General features: G+C 70.0%; 18 protein-coding genes and 2 tRNA genes. 7 read left to right on the top strand and 13 right to left on the bottom strand.

Translation table 11 applies throughout. The features are described 5' to 3' along the window. Positions 1–199: 199 nt before the first annotated feature. The 7 genes from ACIBK0_RS31850 to ACIBK0_RS31820 all read right to left on the bottom strand — a co-directional run bounded on the left by ACIBK0_RS31850 (position 200) and on the right by ACIBK0_RS31820 (position 7,022). Complete coding sequence (locus tag ACIBK0_RS31850; RefSeq protein ID WP_399087498.1) at positions 200–1,180, bottom strand: tetratricopeptide repeat protein; 981 nt, start codon at positions 1,178–1,180, stop codon at positions 200–202. A 153-nt stretch (positions 1,181–1,333) separates the two neighbouring features. Beyond that, the gene (locus tag ACIBK0_RS31845) at positions 1,334–2,638 is read right to left on the bottom strand and encodes an HD-GYP domain-containing protein (protein WP_399087496.1); all 1,305 of its coding nucleotides are present in this window, start codon (positions 2,636–2,638) and stop codon (positions 1,334–1,336) included. Further along, on the bottom strand, positions 2,635–3,981 hold the full coding sequence (locus ACIBK0_RS31840) for an HD-GYP domain-containing protein (protein ID WP_399087494.1): 1,347 nt from the start codon (positions 3,979–3,981) through the stop codon (positions 2,635–2,637). Before ACIBK0_RS31840 ends, ACIBK0_RS31845 begins: the two co-directional genes overlap by 4 nt. Positions 3,982–4,119: 138 nt before the next feature. Further along, entirely contained in the window at positions 4,120–4,422 is a 303-nt protein-coding gene (gene rsrA / locus ACIBK0_RS31835; RefSeq protein ID WP_189189351.1) for a mycothiol system anti-sigma-R factor, read from the bottom strand. Then, a complete protein-coding gene (sigR, locus tag ACIBK0_RS31830; protein WP_399087492.1) occupies positions 4,419–5,102 on the bottom strand; it encodes an RNA polymerase sigma factor SigR in 684 nt (227 codons plus the stop codon). Before sigR ends, rsrA begins: the two co-directional genes overlap by 4 nt. Positions 5,103–5,356: 254 nt before the next feature. After that, positions 5,357–5,989 carry an alpha/beta family hydrolase gene (locus tag ACIBK0_RS31825; protein ID WP_399087490.1) on the bottom strand — a complete coding sequence of 211 codons (633 nt, stop codon included), beginning with the start codon at positions 5,987–5,989 and terminating at the stop codon, positions 5,357–5,359. Between the two features lie 217 nt (positions 5,990–6,206). Continuing rightward, a complete protein-coding gene (locus tag ACIBK0_RS31820) occupies positions 6,207–7,022 on the bottom strand; it encodes an SOS response-associated peptidase (protein WP_399087488.1) in 816 nt (271 codons plus the stop codon). Positions 7,023–7,072: 50 nt separating this feature from the next. On the opposite strand from ACIBK0_RS31820, the gene ACIBK0_RS31815 reads away from it, so the two are divergent. The 4 genes from ACIBK0_RS31815 to ACIBK0_RS31800 all read left to right on the top strand — a co-directional run bounded on the left by ACIBK0_RS31815 (position 7,073) and on the right by ACIBK0_RS31800 (position 10,791). Then, on the top strand, positions 7,073–7,795 hold the full coding sequence (locus tag ACIBK0_RS31815; protein WP_399087485.1) for a M50 family metallopeptidase: 723 nt from the start codon (positions 7,073–7,075) through the stop codon (positions 7,793–7,795). A 143-nt stretch (positions 7,796–7,938) separates the two neighbouring features. After that, positions 7,939–9,279: a 3-phosphoshikimate 1-carboxyvinyltransferase gene (aroA, locus tag ACIBK0_RS31810; protein ID WP_399087483.1), complete on the top strand. Its 1,341-nt coding sequence runs from the start codon at positions 7,939–7,941 to the stop codon at positions 9,277–9,279. 16 nt (positions 9,280–9,295) lie between these two features. Beyond that, positions 9,296–10,306: a ribosome small subunit-dependent GTPase A gene (gene rsgA, locus ACIBK0_RS31805; RefSeq protein WP_399087481.1), complete on the top strand. Its 1,011-nt coding sequence runs from the start codon at positions 9,296–9,298 to the stop codon at positions 10,304–10,306. A gap of 161 nt (positions 10,307–10,467) precedes the next feature. Next, on the top strand, positions 10,468–10,791 hold the full coding sequence (locus tag ACIBK0_RS31800) for a multidrug efflux SMR transporter (protein WP_189189358.1): 324 nt from the start codon (positions 10,468–10,470) through the stop codon (positions 10,789–10,791). A 111-nt stretch (positions 10,792–10,902) separates the two neighbouring features. On the opposite strand, the gene ACIBK0_RS31795 is transcribed toward ACIBK0_RS31800, so the two are convergent. Beyond that, positions 10,903–11,517 carry a TetR/AcrR family transcriptional regulator gene (locus ACIBK0_RS31795; RefSeq protein ID WP_399087479.1) on the bottom strand — a complete coding sequence of 205 codons (615 nt, stop codon included), beginning with the start codon at positions 11,515–11,517 and terminating at the stop codon, positions 10,903–10,905. Between the two features lie 363 nt (positions 11,518–11,880). On the opposite strand from ACIBK0_RS31795, the gene hisN reads away from it, so the two are divergent. After that, positions 11,881–12,681: a histidinol-phosphatase gene (gene hisN / locus ACIBK0_RS31790; protein ID WP_399087477.1), complete on the top strand. Its 801-nt coding sequence runs from the start codon at positions 11,881–11,883 to the stop codon at positions 12,679–12,681. Between the two features lie 266 nt (positions 12,682–12,947). Then, entirely contained in the window at positions 12,948–13,340 is a 393-nt protein-coding gene (locus ACIBK0_RS31785; RefSeq protein WP_399087475.1) for a cyclic nucleotide-binding/CBS domain-containing protein, read from the top strand. 70 nt (positions 13,341–13,410) lie between these two features. Here ACIBK0_RS31785 and ACIBK0_RS31780 read toward each other — a convergent pair whose 3' ends face one another. Beyond that, complete coding sequence (locus tag ACIBK0_RS31780; protein ID WP_399087473.1) at positions 13,411–14,880, bottom strand: catalase; 1,470 nt, start codon at positions 14,878–14,880, stop codon at positions 13,411–13,413. A 124-nt stretch (positions 14,881–15,004) separates the two neighbouring features. On the opposite strand from ACIBK0_RS31780, the gene ACIBK0_RS31775 reads away from it, so the two are divergent. Next, positions 15,005–15,421: a Fur family transcriptional regulator gene (locus ACIBK0_RS31775; protein ID WP_189189362.1), complete on the top strand. Its 417-nt coding sequence runs from the start codon at positions 15,005–15,007 to the stop codon at positions 15,419–15,421. 144 nt (positions 15,422–15,565) lie between these two features. Here ACIBK0_RS31775 and ACIBK0_RS31770 read toward each other — a convergent pair. From ACIBK0_RS31770 to ACIBK0_RS31755, 4 genes are all read right to left on the bottom strand, one after another. Further along, positions 15,566–15,639 (bottom strand) — tRNA-Met (locus tag ACIBK0_RS31770). A gap of 359 nt (positions 15,640–15,998) precedes the next feature. Then, positions 15,999–17,858 (bottom strand): sel1 repeat family protein, encoded by a 1,860-nt coding sequence (locus ACIBK0_RS31765; protein WP_399087471.1) that lies wholly within the window; start codon positions 17,856–17,858, stop codon positions 15,999–16,001. 229 nt (positions 17,859–18,087) lie between these two features. Then, positions 18,088–18,161: transfer RNA gene (locus ACIBK0_RS31760), tRNA-Met, on the bottom strand. A gap of 43 nt (positions 18,162–18,204) precedes the next feature. Continuing rightward, complete coding sequence (locus ACIBK0_RS31755) at positions 18,205–21,120, bottom strand: UPF0182 family protein (protein WP_399087508.1); 2,916 nt, start codon at positions 21,118–21,120, stop codon at positions 18,205–18,207. Positions 21,121–21,267 lie beyond the last annotated feature (147 nt).

The raw sequence follows: 21,267 nt of genomic DNA, 5'->3' as shown, positions 1-21,267 counted from the left end.
CCCCGCCCGGGGGATGCTTCTGGGTCCCGGGGCCCCCCAACCCCTATTTAGCCCCCCCAAAAACGGGGGTGGTTTAGGATGACCCGGGCCGGGCGCCCCCCCCCCGCGCGGCCCCCGGGACCGTACCTGCGGTGCGGCTCCGCCGCGTGGGCGCGACCAGCCACGACAACCTGCGGCCGGCCTTCCTCCCCGCAGTCTCCTAACAGACCTCTTCGAGGTCCCGCCAGTCCCTGGAGTCGGGGCTGTCCGCGACCCACCCGTCCAGCAGCCCCCTCACCAGCGAGGCCGGCGCGGCCACCCCGCACTCCCGCTCGGGCACCCACAGCTGCCCGTCGGTGCGGTGGCCGAGCGGACCCGGATGGCCGGGCTCGCTGTGGTCGTGCGGGTCCAGGTGCTCGCCGTCGCCCTCGTCGGACGGCATCCGCGACTCGGAGCACATCCGGCACAGCAGCCGTACGGACGACGACCAGTCCTCGGCGGCGAAGCCGGCGTCGGCGGCGAGCTGCTCCAGCGAGTCCCGGTCCTCCTCGGTGGCCGCCTCGAGGAGGACCACCCAGGTGGGGACGGGCGAGGGCGCCCACAGCTCGATCTCGTCGAAGACGGGGTAGGAGTGCCCGGCAGCGGTGGTCCGCTCACCGTGCGGGACACCGTCGTGCAGCACGACCTCGCCCCAGCGCCGCCCGGAGGACGGCAGCGGAATGGACAGCACCTCGATGCGGGCGGGGTCGAGCCTGCGGCCCCACACCACTTCGGCCTCGCCCTCGGGCGACAGCCGTACGGCCGCGCTGCCGAGGTCCATGCCCACCGGTTCCCCGGAGACGGCGGCGCCGCCGGGTACCCGCAACCCGTACGCCTGCCAGGCGCGCCGGGCCAGCGGCCAGTCCTGCAGAGCGGTGGCCGCGATGCCCACGTTCCACCAGTCGGGCGCCCCGGTCTCGCGGTCGAGCAGCGCGACGGCCCTGAGGCCCGCCGCCCGCGCCTGCTCCCAGTCGTGCCGGAACTTGTGCAGAAGGGCCAGGTTGAACCAGGACTCGGACAGCCACGGCTCCAGGTCCGCGGCGCGCGTCAGCAGCGCGCCGGCGTCTTCGTACCGGCCGTCACCGATCAGCGTGAACGCACGGTCGGTGGCCTGCCGCCATGAGGCGGAGGGCCGGTGTCGTCCCTTGCCGAAGATCCTCACGATTCCCGCCTGCCAGTTCCTTGCGTTTCCCGCCTGCCGGTCCCTAGAAGAGTCCCTTGAAGACAGCGCAGCCCCGGGCTGGCCCGTGCCCCCGAACGCCCTCTTCCTCGCATCCAACCACGTACCGTCGGACGGGCGCTCATTACCCATGGGTTACCCAGCCTGGGGCAGGGTCAGACCGCCCCTTGCCAGGACCCTGGCCAGCGACTCCACGACCTCCGGCTGATAGTCGCGGGCCGTGGCCAGACGCAGCTTCTCCAGGGCGGTCAGAGTCCCTCCCGGCCCTGCTTCCCTGGCCATCTCCTCGTATGCGTTCACGGCCCGTACGATCCGCGCGGTGACCGGCTGCTCCCGGTACGGGTCGGCCTGCCGCTCCACCACCACGGCGACCTCGGCATCCACGCCGGTCTGGCGTACGACGGCACCGCCGAGCAGAGCTATCCGCCGCTGCTCCTCGGCGGGCAGCACGGCAGTGGCCCCGGCGGGGACGGGATCGACGAGACTCAGCTGCCCGATGTCGTGCATGAGTGCCGCGTACTCCAGGACGGTCAGATCGGGCTCGGAAAGCCCCAGCTCGCGCCCGACCGCACTGCTGAGCGCGGCCACCCGCCGGGCATGACCGGCGGGGGTGTACCCGGCTATCTCGGTCGCCCGCGCGAGGGAGGCGATGGTCTGCCGGTAGGTGACCCGCACGCCCGCGTACCGCCCGAAGGACAGCTGGGTCAGCAACAGGGGCAGCGAGAAGACGGGCAGGGCCCAGAGCCCGACCACGGCGACCGTGAGCGACATCACGGCCCCGGTCGCGCACACGGCCGACCCGATACCGAGCACGGACCGCAGCTCGTCCCGCAGCAGCGGCCCGAACGGCCACCGGGTGCGCGAGTGCGCCATCGCCGCCGCGAGGACGGCGTCGCACAGCGCGGTGAGCACGAGCAGCGCGACCAGCAGCAGGGCGTATGCGGGGCCGCTCCACTCGTGCAATCTCCCCTGGGTGTACAGGGGTTGGAAGCAGACGGCGGCGAAACCGACGGTCAGGATGCGCCGGGTGAGGTGGTCGAGGGTCGGGCCCCGCCCGCCCGCGACATGGGGCACGCACCCCAGGAGCGCGGCCGCGGTGACGACGGCGACGACCTGGGCCGCACCGTGGTGCGTGGGCTGCCCGGCCTGCTCCCCCAGCAGGGCGTACGACAACGCCCCCGCGGCCCCGAGCGGAGCGGTCTCGCGCTCCTCGGTACCGCTCCAACGGGTGAGTTCGCCGAGGAGGATGAGGAGACCGAAGGCGAGGGCGGTACCGCGTTCTTCCAGGCCGGTCCAGAGAGTGACGGCGAGAGAGAGGAGAGCGAGGGCGAGGGTGACGGCACGGACGAGGGTGAGGGCAAGGGGTTTGGGTGCCCTTCCAGCCGACCGGAAACCGGCGGAGCGGGTGGGGAAACTCGGCCGCCGAGCGGCGGTGCTCATGTCGGGTGCCTTTCCAGCCGACCGGAAACGGGCGGAGCGGGCGGACAGGCACCGTTGTCGGCGGTGACGGCGGGATGCCACCCCTGGCGGGAAAGGGCCCGCGCCAGTGCCCGCACCATCCCGGGGTCGAACTGCGCCCCCGCACAGCGCTCCAGCTCCTCGAGCGCCGCGGGCACGGGCCGGGCCCGCCGGTAGGACCGAGTGGACGTCATCGCGTCGAACGCGTCGGCAACGGCCACCACCCGCGCGAACTCCGGAATCTGGCCCCCCACCAGCCCGTACGGATACCCGCTCCCGTCCAGCCGCTCATGGTGGTGCAGGATCGCCGACCGCGCCTCCCCGAGGAAGCCGATCCCCCGGACCATCTCGTGCCCGTACTCGGGATGCAGTTCGATGACCCGCCGCTCCTCGGGGGTGAGCGGCCCGTCCTTGCGCAACAGCCGGGTGGGAACGCCGAGTTTGCCCACGTCGTGCAGAATCCCGGCGAACCGCAGCACTTCGACCCGCTCGTCGTCCATCCCGAGTTCCCGCGCGATCATCATGGACGCCTGCCCGACCCGCTCGCTGTGGCCGCGGGTGTACCCGTCCTTGATGTCGACGGCCTGGACCAGCGCGCGAATGGTGGCCTGGTGGGCGGCGCGCTCCCGGTGGTACTGCGCGAACACCCAGCAGGACACGTACATCGGCAACAGCACGAGCAGCGCGGCGACAGGCCCGTAGGGACTGCGCCACAGCACCGCCATCATCAGCCCCGCGAGCCCGTGCACGGCAACCGGGGCGAGAGAGCGCGCGAAGAGGCCGCGCCAGGCGCCCCGCACCGGCACCCGCTCGGCGAGGGCCAGGATCCCGCCGTCGAGGACGGTCAGCACGAGGCAGAACGTGAGCACCGCGGCCCCGGCGGGCACGAGCGCGTACGGAAAGTGGGGCTCGATCACCGCGTTCCGGCCGCCCAGCGCCCAGTGCACCCGGGAGGCCGCCCAGATCGCGACGGCGAGCTGGGCCGCGCGCCAGATCCGGCGCAGCCATCGCGGCCGCTGCTCGACCCGGGTGAGCAGGGCCCCCGGCAGCGCGACGAGCGCGGCGGCGGGCGGCGGCAGCAGAAAGGCCCCGGCCAGCAGCACGGGGAGGAAGGCGCCCATCCCTTTGGGGGCCTCACGGCCAGGGGCACCGGCGGCACGGGGGCCACGGGGCAGCGGGATCCGCTCGCACCCGGCGTACAGCACGGCGAGCAGCGCGACGACCCACCACGGCACATGGAGGGCCGACAGGGGGGCCAGGCAGACCAGGGCACCCAGAACGACACAGGCCACGTAGACACGGGCCCACGCCGGAACCGACCCCATCCTCGTCCCCTCCCCGACTTCAGGCTCCGGAGCCTAGAGCGGCGGGGACACCGCGGGGACGCGTACAGCCGAATCCGCGGGCTCCAAGCCCGCGGATTAGCACGTTCGGGTGATAACCGGGCGATCTCCGTCAGGAGTTCAGGACTCCTGAGGCGTCGCCGTCACGTCGTGCTCGGGCACGACCTGTCCGGAGCGGATCAGATCGATGCGCCCCATGACCTTGGCGCGCAGATCGCTCGGCACGTCGTCATGACCGCAGCACCGCTTCACCAGCTTCTTCACCGCCTGCTCGAGGCCGTACTTCTCGAGGCACGGGGAGCACTCCTCGAAGTGCACCTCGAACTTGGTGCAGTCCGCGTCCGGCATCTCATGGTCGAGGAACTCGTAGAGATGGTCGAGTACCTCACTGCAATCCGTCTCGTGCGGCTCTCCGCAGCTCATGAGGCCGAGCCTTTCGCTTCGTTCGACTCCCCGGCGCCGGCCGGGACCAGCCCGCGGTCACGCGCGTAGTCCTCGAGCATGCCGCGCAGTTGACGGCGGCCCCGGTGCAGCCGGGACATCACCGTACCGATGGGTGTCCCCATGATGTCCGCGATCTCCTTGTACGCAAAGCCCTCTACGTCCGCGAGATAGACGGCGATGCGGAATTCCTCGGGGATCGCCTGCAGCGCTTCCTTGACGTCCGAGTCGGGCAGGTGGTCGAGCGCCTGCGACTCGGCGGAGCGCAGACCGGTCGACATGTGCGACTCGGCACGCGCCAGCTGCCAGTCCTCGATCTCCTCGGCCGCGGAGCGCTGGGGTTCGCGCTGCTTCTTGCGGTACGAGTTGATGAAGGTGTTGGTCAGAATGCGGTACAGCCACGCCTTGAGATTGGTTCCCTCACGGAACTGATGGAAGGACGCGTACGCCTTCGCGTACGTCTCCTGCACCAGGTCCTCGGCGTCGGCCGGGTTGCGCGTCATGCGCAGGGCGGCCGAGTACATCTGGTCGAGGAATTCGAGCGCGTCCCGCTCGAAGCGCGCGGTGCGCTCGGCGGACGACTCCGTGCTCGTGCCCTGGCCCTCGGGCTGCTCCGCCTGGCCGTGTTCGGTCCCTGCGTCGGTCCCAGTGACCGGACCCACCTCCTCCAGCGACGACGTGAGACCAAGACCGGTCCCACTGGAATCGGAGGATAGACGACGATCCGTACCCGCCGCCGCCCGAATAGGGGCGGTCTTTGCCGCGTGCAGCACCGTCCAGTCCAGGTCAGCACTGCTGCGACGGCTCGGGCAGATGGTCGAACCCATGCGGCGGACTTCCTCTCGTACGAACGGTCAGCACGCTCCGTGCTGTCTGATCCGCACAACAGATGTCCGCCACTCGACATTCCCGGGCGTTACACGAGTGACGCGATCCACTTCACGACACCGTCAGTGATGATCGTCAGCGCCTCGTCCTGCTCGACCGGCGCCCTCTTCGGAACGGCGAAGCCATGATCGCCGTACGGCACCTCGATCAGCTCGTGCGCCCCCTTCGGGAACTCCTCCGGCTTCCCGAACGGGTCGTTGCCGCCCTGTACCACCAGTGTGGGCACCCCGGAGCCGAGCAGCTCGTCGGCACGCGACTTCTCGGGCTTGCCCGGCGGGTGCAACGGAAAGCTGAGCGCAAGCACGGCACGGGCTCCCAGCTCGACAGCCGTACGACAGGCAACCCGCGCCCCGGCACTCCGCCCGCCGGAGACCACGGGCAGCCCGGGGCGCGTGAGCGCGGGCCACAGCCCCCGCCACCCGACATCCAGCGTCTTCGGCGCGGGCGCCACCTTCTTCCCGGCCACCCGCCAAGGCTGCTCGACCAGCGCGACACTCACCCCGTGACCGGGCAACACGCCGGCCAACGCCTGCAGATCCCGCGCCTCGATGCCGCCACCCGCCCCATGGCTGACGGCAAGCACCAGCCGCGCCTTCTCGGCAGGGTGCCAGGTGACACGGGCACTGCCCGCCTCGGTCTCAACCGTCTCGCTGTGCGCCACGGAACCATCCTGTCACTGCCATGACCGAGGGTGAGCTGCCGCCGAAGCCGCCGAAGCCGTCTCAGCTGCGCCACGCGTACGCCGCAGCTGTGCCACGCGTGCGCCGCAGCCGTCATCGCTGTGGGCAGGCGCGCCGCAAGGGGCGGCACGGGTGGGCACAGCGGCCCCGGCAAGCGCGCCCACGCCGACCTGCCTCAGCCCTGCCCCGGGAGCCCTCTCAGAAGAGCGTCCCCTCCTCCGGCCCCTCCAGCTCCTTCAACAGCTCGGGCCCGTTGTTGCGCACATTGCTCACGGCCGTGGACACGGGATACGCCCGCATCAACCCCTCCGGAGGCGGAGCGAGCAGCGACCGCAGGTCGTCGACATCGGTCCGCGCCGGATCGAGCCAAGCGTCCCACCGATCCGGCGTGAGCATCAACGGCATCCGCGGATGGATGTCGGCCAGGGCCCGCGGCCCCTCGGCCGGCGCGACCGCGAGCGGCGAGCTCTCCGCCTCGGTCGTGATGACCGAACACGTCACCCACCACGCCTGCGGATGGTCATCGGGCAACGTCTTGTCGCGCCAGAACTCGTACAGCCCGGCCATCGCGAAGACAGAACCGTCCGCGGGAGTCACGAAGTACGGCTGCTTGCGCGGCCGCTTCTTCTTGCCCTCGACCTCCAGGTCGCGCTCGGCGCCACCGGTGACCCACTCGTAGTAGCCGTCGGCGGGCACGATGCAGCGCCGGGCGGCGAAGGCTCGACGGTACGAGGGCTTCTCGTGCACCGTCTCCGCACGCGCGTTGATCATCCGGGCGCCGCCCTCGGGCGTCTTGGCCCAGGACGGGACGAGCCCCCACTTGAGCTTGCGCAGCTGGCGAACCGGCTTCGGGCTGTCCGCGTCCTTAAGGGGGCGGTCGAGGACGGCGTAGACCTCCTTGGTCGGGGCCACGTTGTAGTCGGGCGCCGGCGTCTCCTCGGGCTCCCACTTCTCGATCTCAAAGATTCCTGCGAGATCCTCGGGCCTACGACTCGCTGCATACCGTCCGCACATACGTGCCACACTGCCAGATTCCGCGTTACGAGAGGGAGCTCCCGCCGACAATGGACAGCACCGCATCCACCTCGCTGGCCGGCCTCTGGGACCAGATCTTCGGCAGCCAGCCGGACCCCGACCTGTGGGTGGTGATCGCCACGATGGTCGCCGCGCTGGCGGCGATCGTCCCGCACGGCGTCTGGCGCGTCTCCCGCAACGCCATCACCATCGCCCACGAGGGCGGCCACGGCCTGGTGGCCCTGTTCACCGGGCGCAGTCTCAGCGGCATACGACTGCACTCGGACACCAGCGGTCTCACCGTCAGCCGCGGCAAGCCCACCGGCGTCGGCATGATCCTCACCGCCGCCGCAGGCTACACCGCTCCCCCGCTGCTCGGCCTGGGCGGCGCCGCGCTGCTCGCCGCGGGCCGCATCACCGCACTGCTGTGGCTGGCGACGGCCCTGCTCGTCGCGATGCTGGTGATGATCCGCAACGCGTACGGCGCGCTCACCCTGATCCTCACCGGCGGCACCTTCGTGGTGGTGTCCTGGCTCGCCGGGCCCCAGGTGCAGGCGGCGTTCGCGTACGCAGTGGTGTGGTTCCTGCTGCTCGGCGGGGTCCGCCCGGCCTTCGAACTCCAGGCGAAGCGGATGCGAGGCGGAGCGGGCGACTCGGACGCGGACCAGCTGTCACGCCTCACCCACGTCCCCGCGGGCCTGTGGCTGTTCCTGTTCCACGCGGTGTCGCTGTGCTCACTGCTGGGCGGAGGCCGCTGGCTGCTCGAGGTCTGACAGAGCCCTGCCATGGGCGCGGGGCTGCGACATCTGCGGCTCCGCCTCGTGGGCGCGACCAGCCACAACGCACCCGCAGCCGACATACGACCCGCGTCGCCCGGCCAAACCCGGCGGAGCGAACCCCCATTAAAGTGGGGCGCATGACCGTGAACCCCGCCCACACCGCCCTCTGGCCCGCCCCGCACGCGAGCGGAGCCGTCGACGCGACGGTCCACGTGCCGGGGTCGAAGTCGGTCACCAATCGCGCCCTCGTGCTGGCGGCGCTGGCCTCCGAGCCGGGCTGGCTGCGCCGCCCACTGCGCTCCCGCGACACCTTGCTGATGGCGGGCGCCTTGCGCGCGATGGGCGTCGGCATCGAGGAGACGGTGGCGTCCAGCTCCACGGTCGCGGCCGGTCCGGACGCCTCCGGCGAGGCCTGGCGGATCATCCCCTCCGGCCTGCACGGCCCGGCCACGGTCGACGTCGGCAACGCGGGCACCGTGATGCGCTTCCTGCCCCCGGTCGCCGCGCTCGCCGACGGCCCCATCCGTTTCGACGGCGACCCGCGTTCGTACGAGCGCCCCCTGAACGGTGTGATCGACGCGCTGCGCCTGCTCGGCGCCCGGATCGACGACGACGGCCGCGGCGCACTGCCGCTGACCGTGCACGGCGGCGGCGCCCTGGACGGCGGCCCGGTCGAGATCGACGCGTCATCGTCCTCCCAGTTCGTGAGTGCCCTCCTCCTCTCCGGCCCGCGCTTCAACCAGGGCGTGGAGGTCCGGCACATCGGCTCGACCCTTCCCTCCATGCCGCACATCCGGATGACGGTCGACATGCTGCGCGCGGTCGGCGCGCAGGTGGACACCCCGGAGTCGGGCGGCGAGCCCAACGTCTGGCGGGTCACGCCGGGCGCCCTGCTCGGCCGCGATCTGATCGTCGAGCCGGATCTCTCCAACGCGCAGCCGTTCCTGGCGGCGGCCCTGGTGACGGGCGGCAAGGTCGTCATCCCCGACTGGCCCGCGCGCACCACCCAGCCCGGTGACAGGCTGCGGGAGATCTTCACCGAAATGGGTGGTTCCTGCGAACTGACCGAGCGCGGCCTGGAGTTCACCGGTTCCGGCGCGATCCACGGCATCGACGTGGATCTGAGCGAGGTCGGCGAGCTGACCCCCGGCATCGCGGCGGTCGCCGCCCTCGCCGACTCCCCCTCGACCCTGCACGGGGTGGCCCACCTCCGCCTGCACGAGACGGACCGCCTGGCGGCGCTCACCAAGGAGATCAACGAGCTGGGCGGCGACGTCACGGAGACCGCCGACGGGCTGCACATCCGCCCGCGCCGACTGCACGGCGGCGTCTTCCACACGTACGACGACCACCGCATGGCGACCGCCGGCGCGATCATCGGTCTGGCCGTGGAGGGCGTACAGATCGAGAACGTGGCGACGACGGCGAAGACCCTGCCGGACTTCCCGGACATGTGGACCGGAATGCTCGGGAACTGACGGGCGGACCGGGATCATGCGCCGTTACGGCAAGCACACCGACGAGGACGACATCCGCCAGCGCCCGAACCGCAAGGGCAACCGTCCGCGTACGAACATCCGCCCCAAGCACGAGGAGGCGGTCGAGGGCATGGTCCTCACCGTCGACCGGGGCCGCCTGACCTGCCTGGTCGAGGACCGCGTCGTGATGGCGATGAAGGCCCGGGAGCTGGGCCGCAAGGCAGCCGTGGTCGGCGACCGGGTGGCCATCGTCGGCGACCTGTCCGGCGCCAAGGACACCCTCGCCCGCATCGTCCGCATCGAGCCGCGCACCTCCGTGCTGCGCCGCACGGCCGACGACGACGATCCCTACGAGCGCGTGGTCGTCGCCAACGCCGACCAACTCGCCATCGTCACCGCCCTCGCCGACCCCGAGCCGCGCCCCCGTCTGATCGACCGCTGCCTGGTCGCGGCGTACGACGGCGGCCTCACCCCGCTCCTCGTCCTCACCAAGTCCGACCTGGCCTCGCCCGACGAACTCCTGGAGCTGTACGGGGCGCTGGGCGTCCCCTACGTCGTGACCAGCCGGGAGGAGCTGGAGAGCGGCGAGGCGGTGGACCGGGTGCGCAAGCAGCTGGACGGCAAGATCACGGCGTTCGTCGGCCACTCGGGCGTGGGCAAGACGACCTTGGTCAACGCTCTGGTGTCCCTGGAGCGGCGGCGCAGCACAGGAGTCGTCAACGCGGTCACCGGGCGCGGCCGGCACACCACCACATCGGCGCGTGCGATCCCGCTGCCCGACGAGGTCGGCTGGGTCATCGACACCCCGGGCGTCCGCTCCTTCGGCCTGCACCACGTCGATCCGTCCCGGGTCATCCATGCCTTCCCCGACCTCGAACCCGGCACCGAGGGCTGCCCCCGCGCGTGCAGCCACGACGAGCCGGACTGCGCCCTCGACCAGTGGGTGGCGGACGGCCACGCGGACCCGCAGCGGCTCTACTCGCTGCGCAGGCTGCTCGCGACGCGCGAGCGGAAGGAAGGCGACTGATCGCCGTACCGACTGACCTCCGCGTTGTTTGCGTCGGCGGCCCGTCGGTAAGGGCTTAGCCGGTCGGTAAATGCATAATCGCCCCGAGCGACCCCGGAGAGGCCGCTGACCGGATCCAAGCCAGACGAAGCAGTCGACGTGCGGACGCGGGAGGACAGGACATGGCGTGGCTGCTGGTCGTTGTGGCGGGACTGCTCGAAACCGGCTTCGCCGTCTGTCTGAAACTCTCGCACGGCTTCACCAGACTCTGGCCGACCGTCGCGTTCTGCATCTTCGCGCTCGGCAGCTTCGGGCTGCTGACCCTCTCCCTGAAGAAGCTCGACGTCGGCCCGGCGTACGCCGTGTGGACCGGCATCGGCGCGGCCGGCACCGCGATCTACGGCATGATCTTCCTCGGCGACCTGGTCTCGACACTGAAGATCGTCTCGATCAGCTTCGTCATCATCGGAGTCATCGGCCTGCAGCTGTCCGGCTCCGCCCACTGACCCCGCGCTCCAGGCGCACGTCGCGGACAGCGGCACGCCCGCCGTCCGAGCCGACGTCCGGTCCGGACCCTTCGCGCACCGAGGTCATCGAGTCGGCTTCCGCCGAGTCGGTCAGACGCTCTGGACACCGAGCCGGTGGGCCGGGGGCAGTGCCGCCTTCACCAGGTCCGTGACCCCGCCCTCACCGGGCGGCGCGGCCACACACGACAAGGCGAGACGGACGACGAGTTCGCAGGAGCGTGCCAGCTCGGCCGCGTCCGCCCTGGAGCTGGACAGCGAGGCCACCGCACGGTCCCGGACCAGCGCCACGAAGTCGGCGGGCGAGGGCAGCGGCCCGTCGGCCCGCCGCTGCGCGGGCACGGCGGACGAGGAGGGCACGGCCGACAACGTCGGCGAGGGCAGCCGTTCGCTCCAACAACCCGTGAGCATCGCCCGCACAAGAGCGTTGCTCCGCGCGGCCGACGCGGTCCACTCGGCAGTCGCCACGAGCCGCTCCCGCGCGTCCGCATGAGCGCCGAGCGCCCGCTCGACCCCCGCGAGATACGCATCGGCCTCCCGCCGCACCAGGGCACGCGCGAGCCCCTCCTTGCTCCCGAACTCGTTGTAGAGCGTCTGACGTGACACCCCGGCCACGGCGGCCACATCGACCATCCGCACCGCGGACCACGCACGACGCGCGAGCGCCGTATAGGCGGCGTCCAAGAGGGATTCCCGCGCTGCAGGCATCATCGCCTCCCTGGGGCGAGCGAGTCTGCAGCTCAGATTTGACGCGCACAAAGGCACTGTCAAGGGTTCGCGGCGGCCCGAAGGGGCGCACGCCGGCCATCGTGCGCGGTGCCTGTGATCGTCTCAGGCTGCGCGCAGTCGTGCCGTCAGGGGCGACGCCCCCGAAGAAGGCCGTCAGGGGCGACGCCCGTCCCGAAGAAGGCCGTCAGGGGCGACGCCCGTCCCGAAGAAGGCGGCACCCCGCAAGCGCCGGTAGGCATACCCGCCCCAGACCCGCTCCGACGCCTGGCACCCCGCGTACGTGCCCATAGTGATCCCGAGGCCGTGTGGCTCTCTCCCGGAAGGGACAGATACGGTTCACCCATGCCCGACTATCGCGATGACCTGCGCCTCGCCCATGTCCTGGCGGACGCCGCCGACGCCGCGACGATGGACCGGTTCAAGGCGCTCGACCTGAAGGTCGAGACCAAGCCGGACATGACGCCGGTGAGCGAGGCGGACAAGGCCGCCGAGGAGCTCATCCGCGGCCAGCTCCAGCGGGCGAGGCCGCGCGACGCGATCCTCGGCGAGGAGTACGGCATCGAGGGCACGGGCCCGCGCCGCTGGGTCGTCGACCCGATCGACGGCACCAAGAACTACGTACGCGGCGTCCCCGTCTGGGCCACGCTGATCTCCCTGATGGAGGCGGGCGAGGGCGGCTACCAGCCGGTCGTCGGTGTCGTCTCCGCCCCCGCGCTCGGCCGCCGCTGGTGGGCCGCGAAGGGCCACGGCGCGTTCACCGGCCGCAGCCTCTCCTCCGCGTCCCGGCTGCACGTCTCCCACGTCTCGCGCATGGCCGACGCCTCGTTCGCGTACTCCTCGCTGAGCGGCTGGGAGGACCAGGGCCGCCTCGACGGCTTCCTGGACCTCACGAAGGCCGTCTGGCGCACCCGCGGATACGGCGACTTCTGGCCGTACATGATGGTCGCCGAGGGCTCGGTCGACATCTGCGCGGAGCCCGAGCTGTCCCTCTGGGACATGGCGGCGAACGCGATCGTGGTGACCGAGGCGGGCGGCTCCTTCACCGGCCTGGACGGCCGCCCGGGCCCGCACAGCGGCAACGCGGCCGCGTCGAACGGCATCCTCCACGACGAGATGCTGGGGTACCTCAACCAGCGATACTGAGCGGGGTTCACAGTGAGCGAGGTTCACTACTGAGCCTTGTTCACAGTGAGCAGGGTTCAGTACCGACGGGGCACGCACTTACTCAGCCGGGATTCTTGAGCAACCCCGGCTGAGCTGGGACTACTGAGTAACCCCCGGGCGCCCCCGAACTCACCGCACGCGCCCCCTTGTTGACCCTCCCTTTAACTGCGACTCTGAGAGTCCCCCCACTTGTGAACTTGTGAATCGCTTCTCTTGGCGCTTCACCAAGGAGGTGGCTCCAGCCCATGCTCGTCCGCGACGCCATGAGCACGGTGGTTCTGACCATCGGCCCGGCACATACCCTCCGTCAGGCGGCCCGACTGATGTCCGCACGCCACGTCGGCGCGGCCGTAGTCCTCGACGAGGACTCGTCCGGCCTCGGCATCCTCACCGAGCGCGACATCCTCAACTCCCTCGCCCTCGGTCAGAACCCGGACACGGAGACCGCAGGCACCCACACCACCACCGACGTCGTCTTCGCCGCACCCGCCTGGACCCTGGAGGAGGCCGCGACCGCGATGTCCCACGGCGGCTTCCGTCACCTGATCGTGCTCGACTCGACCGGCCCGGTCGGCATCGTCTCGGTCCGCGACATCATCCGCTGCTGGGCACCGACACGACAGCACGTACCGGCCTGAGCATGCGAGCGGGCCGGAATCCCGAAGGATTCCGGCCCGCCACCCACGACAAGCGTTCCAGTACTGGTCGTCAGCCGCGCAGGGCCTGGACCGCGGCTTCCAGCCGCTTGCCGAAGTCGCCGTCCGCCCGGCGGAAGTTGTCGATCGCGCGCTCGGCGATGTCGTCACGGGAGACCTTGGCGATGAAGCCCGCCAGATTCTCGACCAGACGGCCCTTCTCGTCCTCGGACATCAGGCGGTAGAGGTTGCCCGCCTGCACGAAGTCGTCGTCCTCGGCGTGGACCGGAGCCGCGGTGTCGCCGGTCACGCCGGTGATCGGGATCGGCTGCCACAGCGGACGATCCGTCTGGAACGGGCCGCCGAAGCTGTTCGGCTCGTAGTTCTTCGCACCCTTGTGGCGTCCGTCGTACAGGAAGCCGTCACGGGAGTTGGTGCGCGCCTGAGTGGCGTGCGGGCGGTTCACCGGCAGGTGGTCGGCGTTGATGCCGACGCGGTAGCGGTGCGCGTCGCCGTAGGCGAAGAGGCGGCCCTGGAGCATCTTGTCCGGGGAGGGACCGATACCCGGCACGAAGTGCGCGGGGCTGAAGATCGACTGCTCGACCTCGGCGAAGATGTTCTCCGGGTTGCGGTTGAGCTCCAGCTTGCCGATCTCGATCGGCGGGTAGTCCTCGTGCGGCCACACCTTGGTCAGGTCGAACGGGTTGAAGCGGTACGTCGCCGCATCCGACGCCGGCATGATCTGCACCTGCACGGTCCAGGACGGGAACTCGCCGCGCTCGATGGCCTCACGCAGGTCGCGCTGGTGCGAGTCGGGGTCCTCACCGGCGAGCTTGTTGGCCTCGGCCTGGGTGAGGTTCTTGATGCCCTGGTCGGTCTTGAAGTGGTACTTGACCCAGAAGGCCTCGCCGGCCTCGTTGTTCCACTGGAAGGTGTGCGAGCCGTAGCCGTTCATGTGGCGGTACGAGGCCGGGATGCCGCGATCGCCGAACAGCCAGGTCACCTGGTGGGTGGACTCGGGCGACAGACCCCAGAAGTCCCAGACGTTGTCCGCCTCCTGCGAGCCCGTGTACGGGTCACGCTTCTGGGTGTGGATGAAGTCGGGGAACTTGATGGCGTCCTTGATGAAGAACACCGGGGTGTTGTTGCCGACGAGGTCGTAGTTGCCCTCTTCGGTGTAGAACTTCAGCGCCCAGCCACGGGGGTCACGGACCGCGTCCGCGGCACCGAGGTTGCCGGCCACGGTCGAGAAGCGCAGGAACGTCTCGGTCTGCTTGCCGACCTCGGAGAGGAACTTGGCGCGCGTGTACTGGGTGACATCGGCGGTGACCGTGAAGGTGCCATAGGCGCCGGCGCCACGGGCGTGCACGACACGCTCCGGGATGCGCTCACGGTTGAAGTGCGCGAGCTTCTCCAGCAACAGCTGGTCCTGAACGAGGACGGGCCCGCCGACGCCCGCGGTCTCGCTGTTCTGGTTGTCGGCCACCGGCGCGCCGGCCTCCGTCGTAAGCGGTCCCTGCGTCACGTGCGCCTCCTGCGTCATTCCAGCCATTCCTGTCCCTTGGCCAATGCCGGTCTCGATCCTACAATAGACATTGTCTAAGTCAAGTACGACTCCAAAGTCACACCCGTTCGGGATCTGGTCCCCTTGCTGTTAGGCTGTCCATATGAGTGACCTGTTGGAACGGCTGCGCGGACGCGGATGGCGAATGACCGCGCAGCGACGTGTCGTGGCCGAGGTCCTCGACGGCGATCACGTCCACCTGACGGCCGACGAGGTACATGCGCGTGCCGTCGCCAAGCTGCCCGAGATCTCCCGGGCGACCGTCTACAACACGTTGGGTGAGCTGGTCTCACTCGGCGAGGTGCTGGAAGTCGCCACGGACAAGCGCGCCAAGCGGTACGACCCGAACGCGCACCGTCCGCACCACCACCTGGTCTGCGCCCAGTGCGGCGCCATCCGCGACGTCCACCCGACCGGCAACCCGCTCGCCGACCTCCCGGCCTCGGAGCGCTTCGGCTTCACGGTCTCGGACGTCGAGGTGACGTACCGCGGCGTCTGCCCGAACTGCGCGGCAGGCTGAGACCCGCTGTTTGCACGAAAGCCCCGGCAGGCGCTGCGTGCCGGGGCTTTCTGCTGTTCACCGTCCACAGCGGCGCCTGTGCGCCACCGCTCATGAACACACCGAGGGCCGGAACCCTGTCGGATTCCGGCCCTCGGCCTTCAGTAGCGGGGACAGGATTTGAACCTGCGACCTCTGGGTTATGAGCCCAGCGAGCTACCGAGCTGCTCCACCCCGCGTCGATGAACTGAACAGTACGTCAACTGTGTGGACCAGCGCAAATCCCTTGATCGAGCGCGCCAGGGGGCAGCCTTTCAGCTCCGGCCGGCGATCGTGCTTCAGCCCGTCCGGCCTTGTGAGGACTGGGCCGTCAATCCGAAGCAGGGCCGGAGGGGGCGAAACCCCAGGGGACGGGACGGGCACAGGCGGAGACGGCGAAACCCCAGGGGACGGGACGGGCACAGGCGGAGGGAGCGAAACCCCAGGGGACGGGACGGGCACAGGCGGAGGGAGCGAAACCCCAGGGGACGAGACGGGCACAGGCGGAGGGAGCGAATCGGCATGGACACCAGCCCCACCACACCCCCCGGCCCAACCGTCACGCAGACAACTCCTCCCGCAGCGCATCCCGCAACCGAGCCGCCCGCTCGGACACCTCCGCCGGCCCAAGAGAAACGGCACGGTCGGCCCACCGCTGCCCCTCGGCAAGCTCCCCTCGCCGCGCGTAGACGAGCGCCAGCCGAAGCGCGGCCCGCCCGTGCCCCGCGTCAGCGGCCCGCGTCCACCACAACGCGGCCTCCGGCTCACTCCCCTCCCGAACCAGCAGCAGCCCAAGATTGAACGCCCCGTTCCGAGAGCCGGCCTCGGCAGCCTCGCGGTACCACCGAGCCGCCTCGACCACATCGCCCCGCGCGGCGGCCAGCATCCCGACCCGCACCTGCGCCCGCCGATGCCCCTGGGACGCCGCCCGCTCGTACCACTCCTCGCACTCGCTCTTCTCCTGAGCGGGCTCACCCAGCTCATGAGCGGGCGCCGGCGGCCGGCGTGCGTCGAGCACGGCGGCAAGCCGGTACGCGGCCTCCGCGCTACCGCCCCCCGCCGCACCCCGCAGATGCCGTTCAGCGGCCCGTTCGTCCCCCTCACGGAGCCTCGCGATGGCGACCTGGAGTGCGGCTTCGGTGTGCCCGGCGGCGGCAGCCCGCTCGTACCAGCGCAGCGCGGCCGCGTCGTCGTCCTCGGTCCCCCGCCCGGCATGCAGAATCCCCAGGTTGAACGCGGCGTCCACGCTCCCGGCCTCGGCGGCCTTGGAGAACCAGGGCTCGGCCCCGGCCGCATCGCCGACCTGCAGCAACAGGATCGCCAAGGCATTCGCGGCCTCGCGATGACCGGCGTACGCGGCCCGTCGGTACCACTGCTCGGCCTGCGCGGTCCGCCCCTGCTCGGCGCAGAGCAGCCCGAGGTTGTACGCCCCGTTCACATCGCCCGCGTCCATCGCGGCCCGGTACCAGCGCTCGGCGGTCTGCGTCTCACCGCGCTCGGCGTGCAGCGCGCCCAGGGCGTTCGCCGCGTTCCCGTCCCCGTCCTGCGCGGCGCGCAGCCACCAGACGGCGGCGCTCTCCGTGTCCCCCGCGTCCCGCAGCAGGAACCCGAGCGCGCAAGCTGCCCGCGCCTCGCCGTCCTTGGCGGACGTCAGATACCAGCGCCCGGCCTCCTTGAGGTCGCCCCGTTTCTCCAGAATCGACCCGAGGTGCAGCGCGGCCCGCCGGTGTCCGCGCGCGGCGGCCTGCCGGTACCACTGCTCGGCCTCTTCACCCGCCGCACCGATGACACCGATGACACCGTTGTCAGCTCCGGCCTGGCCTGCGTCCGCGGCCTTGCGATCAAGCGTCCGCGCCAGGCGGTAGGCGGCCTCGCGGTGCCCGCGCTCGGCGGCGGCCCGCATCCACTGCTCGGCGCCGACGTCACTGCGGTGTTCCAGCAGATCGGCGAGCGCGTACGCGCCGAGGGCATGCCCCTGCTCCGCCGACTGGCGCAGCCAGTACTCGGCGGCGGGCTCGTCGCCGCGCTCCCGGTGGTGCCGCCCGAGCGCGTGCGCGGCGGCCGCGGAACCCGCGACGGCGGCGATCCGCCACCATCCGGCGGCCTCGTCGGCGTAACCGCGCTGGTGCAGGAGGACACCCAGGTTGTTGGCGGCGGCGCGGTCACCGGCGGCCGTGGCAGCGCGCAGCTGAGGCTCGGCTCCGTCGAGATCACCACGGCGCAGCAGGATGGCCCCGAGGACGCTCATCGCCTCGACGTCGCCGGCTTCAGCGGCGAGCCGCTGGCGCGCTTCCTCGACAGCCTCGCCGGTTTCGTCCCGGTCGGAAGGCTGCGTGACATCCGCAGACTGCACAAAGTCGGCAGGCTGCGCAAACCGCCCTGTATCCAACAGAGTTGCCTTGTCCCCCATAACGTCCATCGTCGCACCACCTGCAACCTGGGTACACCTGGTATACCGCAGCCAGTGAGGTCACTTCAGCGTTTTGTCGACATGCCCACAGAGAGACAAGTCAAACACAGATTTCCCAACTCCCCCCGCATGGCGCAGCACTTCACGCGAGTCGCCAGGTCACCACGGGCGCCTCGGCGTGGCGCGGCACACGTCGAAGGCCCGGATCCATGATCAGGATCCGGGCCTTCGACTTCAGTAGCGGGGACAGGATTTGAACCTGCGACCTCTGGGTTATGAGCCCAGCGAGCTACCGAGCTGCTCCACCCCGCGCCGTTGTGTTGCAACCGTACCACGGCGCGGGGTGGGCTCCTGATCAGCCGCTTCCGGAGCTCTTGTCGCTGCTCTTGCTTGAACCGCCGGCACTGCCACCACTGGTCTTGTCGGCCTTGGTCTGCGCGTCCTCCGCCCGTTTCAGCGCATCCTCAAGATCCTTCTGCGCCTGGCCATATGCCGGCCAGTCACCCTTCTTCAGGGCTTCCTGGCCCTGATCGAAGGCCTTCTGTGCGTCCTTGAGCGCCTCTTGGACCGTCGGATTGCTCGACGTGGGCGGTTTCGTGGTCCCGTCGTCGGAGGGCGGCGTGGTCGAACCCTCCGCTCCGAAGACCTTGTTGAGCGCCTTGTCGAGCGTGTCCTCGAAGGCGGTGCTGCCTCCGTAGGTCACCAGAACCTTGCGCAGCAGTGGGTACTTGAGGTCACCACCGCGTACGTAGACGGGCTCCACATAGAGCAGTCCTCCGTCGAGCGGAACCGTCAGCAGGTTGCCGTACTCGATGTCCGAGTCACCGCCCTTGAGGAGTCTGATGGACTCGGCGATGGACGGCTCGGAGTTGAACTGGCTCTGCACCCGTTTGGGTCCGTCGACGGTTCTGCCCGTCGGCAGTTTCAGGATGCTGATCTTGCCGTAACCGGGCATGCCCGCTTCGGCGTTGACGGACACGAAGGCGCTCAGGTTGTCACGGCCGTTCGGCGTCATCGTCGTCGTCAGCGAGAACGACTGTGCCGTCTCGCCGGGCAACTTCATGCTGAGGTAGTAAGGCGGCACGGGCCCCGACTTGTTGGTCGGGTCGTCCGGGACCTGCCACACCTCACTGCCGCTGAGGAACGTCTGCGCGTCCTTCACGTGGTAGCGGGTGAGCAGCTCGCGCTGGACCTTGAACAGGTCCTGCGGGTACCGCAGATGATCCATCAGCGACGGCGAGATCGAGTCCTTGGACTTCACCGTGTTCGGGAACGCCTTCATCCAGGTCTTCAGGACCGGGTCCTTGGTGTCCCACTGGTAGAGCTTGACCTCGCCGGTGTACGCGTCGACGGTCGCCTTAACCGAGTTGCGGATGTAGTTGACCTGGTTCTGCTGGGCCACCACCGCGCGCTGGTTGTTGGCCGCCGTCAGCGAGTCCGCCGTCGTGTCGCCGAGCGTGGTGCGGGAGGCATACGGATACCCGTTGGTGGTCGTGTACGCGTCGACTATCCATTGGATCTTCCCGTCGACGACCGCCGGGTAGGCGTCACCGTCGATGGTCAACCAGGGGGCGACCGCCTCGACACGCTCCTTGGGAGTGCGGTTGTAGAGGATCCGCGACCCCTCGCCGATCGCACCGGAGTACAGGATCTGCGGCTCGCCGAACGCCACCGCGTACGCGGCCCGGTTGATCGGGCTGGAGAGGCTGACACCGCTGTTGCCCTTGTAGCTGGTGGTCTTCTCGCCGCTGTCGTCGGAGTAGTCGATCTCCTTCTGGGGACCGCCGACGATCGAGTACTGGGTGGTCTTCTCGCCGTAGTAGATCTGCTGCTGATACGTGCCCAGGTCGCCCTTGGACGGCAGGTTGTACTCGGTGAAGACCGGGCGGCCCTCGCTGTCGGCCGTGGTGCCCTTGGCCGCGACGACGCCGTATCCGTGGGTGTACCGGAAGTGGTCGTTGATCCAGTTGTTCTTCGGGATGCCCTGGAGGTTCAGCTCGCGCAGACCGATGACCGTGTCCTGCGCCTTGCCGTCCTTGGTGTACCGGTCGACGTCCAGGTTCGACGGGAAGCCGTAGTAGTTCCGCACCTGCTGGAGCTGCTGGAAGGTCGGCGACACGATGTTCGGGTCCATCAGACGCAGGCTCGCGGCGGTGTTCGCGTCGTCGCGCAGCGCGGCCTTGTCCTTGGTGTTGCTCGTGCCCGGGTAGTCCGTCACCTTGGTGCCGTCGATCCCGTATGCCTCGCGGGTCGCCTTCAGGTTCTTCTCGACGTACGGCGCTTCCTTGGCCTGCTCGTTCGGCTGGACCTGGAACTTCTGGACGATCGCCGGGTACAGGCCGCCGATGAGGATCGCCGAGAGCACCATCAGGCCGAAGCCGATGACGGGCAGCTGCCAGGTGCGCCGCCACAGAGTGGCGAAGAAGAGCAGCGCGCAGATGACGGCGATGCAGAACAGGATCGTCTTGGCGGGCAGATACGCGTTCGCGTCGACGTACCTCAGGCCCGTCCAGTTGCCGGTCGCCTTGAAGTCACTCGACTTCACGGCGAGCCCGTACCGGTCGAGCCAGTAGGCGACCGCCTTCAGCGCGACGAAGATGCCGAGGAGCACCGAGAGGTGCCCGGTTGCCGCGCCCGTGGCGCGCGCCCCCGGGCTGGTGATCCGCAGCCCGCCGTACAGGTAGTGCGTGAGCGCGGCGGCGATCAGCGAGAGCACAGCTGCCGCGAAGCCGAAGCCGAGCAGGAAGCGGTACCAGGGCAGGTCGAAGGCGTAGAAGGCGACGTCGAGGTGGAACTGGGGGTCCTTCTGGTGGAAGGGCACCCCGTTCACCCACATCAGCCAGGTGCGCCACTGGCCCGAGGCGGACGCACCGGCGATCAGCCCGACCAGGGAGGTGATGCCGAGCAGAAGCCACGTCTTGTAGGGCGCGATGCCCATCCGGTATCGGTCGAGGCTCTGCTGCTCCATCGACATGGCACTGAGCGGCGGGCGCAGCCGATGCGCCAGCCAGATGTTCACGCCGACCGAGAGCGCCATCAGCAGACCGAAGACGAAGAAGAGCCCGATCTTGGTCCACAGGGTGGTCGTGAAGACGGACGAGTAATGAACCGACCGGTACCAGAGCCAGTCCGTCCAGAACCCCGCGAACATGACGAAGGCCATGGCCAGCACGGCCAGCACGCCCAGCGTCATGAGCAGGGTCCGGACACGCCGGGAGGGTCGGCCCACTCTGATCCGTGGCCCCGTCGGGCCTCCGCCGCGGTCCGGCATCTGGAAAGCCAAGGTGCGCACCTCGAAGTCGCTGTTGATCCGTCAGGTCCCCGTGATGGTGGACCGTCCGTAAGACTCCGTGATCGTGGAGCCTCATCTATGCAACTTACTCACGCTTTACTCGGTTCCCGGTTCCGGGTATTAACG

Source organism: Streptomyces sp. NPDC050564, from assembly GCF_044457265.1.
GTDB lineage: Bacteria > Actinomycetota > Actinomycetes > Streptomycetales > Streptomycetaceae > Streptomyces.
Note: the sequence above shows the minus strand (reverse complement) of the source record. Positions and strands in the feature narration are given on the sequence as shown.

What these genes read in the sequence shown, in the direction of transcription:
- ACIBK0_RS31775 (WP_189189362.1), top strand. Translation starts at nt 15,005, where the DNA reads ATGAGTGACCTGTTGGAACGGCTGCGCGGACGCGGATGGCGAATGACC.
- ACIBK0_RS31795 (WP_399087479.1), bottom strand. Translation starts at nt 11,517, where the DNA reads ATGCCTGCAGCGCGGGAATCCCTCTTGGACGCCGCCTATACGGCGCTC.
- ACIBK0_RS31800 (WP_189189358.1), top strand. Translation starts at nt 10,468, where the DNA reads ATGGCGTGGCTGCTGGTCGTTGTGGCGGGACTGCTCGAAACCGGCTTC.
- ACIBK0_RS31785 (WP_399087475.1), top strand. Translation starts at nt 12,948, where the DNA reads ATGCTCGTCCGCGACGCCATGAGCACGGTGGTTCTGACCATCGGCCCG.
- ACIBK0_RS31780 (WP_399087473.1), bottom strand. Translation starts at nt 14,880, where the DNA reads ATGACGCAGGAGGCGCACGTGACGCAGGGACCGCTTACGACGGAGGCC.
- ACIBK0_RS31815 (WP_399087485.1), top strand. Translation starts at nt 7,073, where the DNA reads ATGGACAGCACCGCATCCACCTCGCTGGCCGGCCTCTGGGACCAGATC.
- ACIBK0_RS31820 (WP_399087488.1), bottom strand. Translation starts at nt 7,022, where the DNA reads ATGTGCGGACGGTATGCAGCGAGTCGTAGGCCCGAGGATCTCGCAGGA.
- rsrA (WP_189189351.1), bottom strand. Translation starts at nt 4,422, where the DNA reads ATGAGCTGCGGAGAGCCGCACGAGACGGATTGCAGTGAGGTACTCGAC.
- hisN (WP_399087477.1), top strand. Translation starts at nt 11,881, where the DNA reads ATGCCCGACTATCGCGATGACCTGCGCCTCGCCCATGTCCTGGCGGAC.
- rsgA (WP_399087481.1), top strand. Translation starts at nt 9,296, where the DNA reads ATGCGCCGTTACGGCAAGCACACCGACGAGGACGACATCCGCCAGCGC.
- ACIBK0_RS31755 (WP_399087508.1), bottom strand. Translation starts at nt 21,120, where the DNA reads ATGCCGGACCGCGGCGGAGGCCCGACGGGGCCACGGATCAGAGTGGGC.
- ACIBK0_RS31840 (WP_399087494.1), bottom strand. Translation starts at nt 3,981, where the DNA reads ATGGGGTCGGTTCCGGCGTGGGCCCGTGTCTACGTGGCCTGTGTCGTT.
- aroA (WP_399087483.1), top strand. Translation starts at nt 7,939, where the DNA reads ATGACCGTGAACCCCGCCCACACCGCCCTCTGGCCCGCCCCGCACGCG.
- ACIBK0_RS31845 (WP_399087496.1), bottom strand. Translation starts at nt 2,638, where the DNA reads ATGAGCACCGCCGCTCGGCGGCCGAGTTTCCCCACCCGCTCCGCCGGT.
- ACIBK0_RS31765 (WP_399087471.1), bottom strand. Translation starts at nt 17,858, where the DNA reads ATGGACGTTATGGGGGACAAGGCAACTCTGTTGGATACAGGGCGGTTT.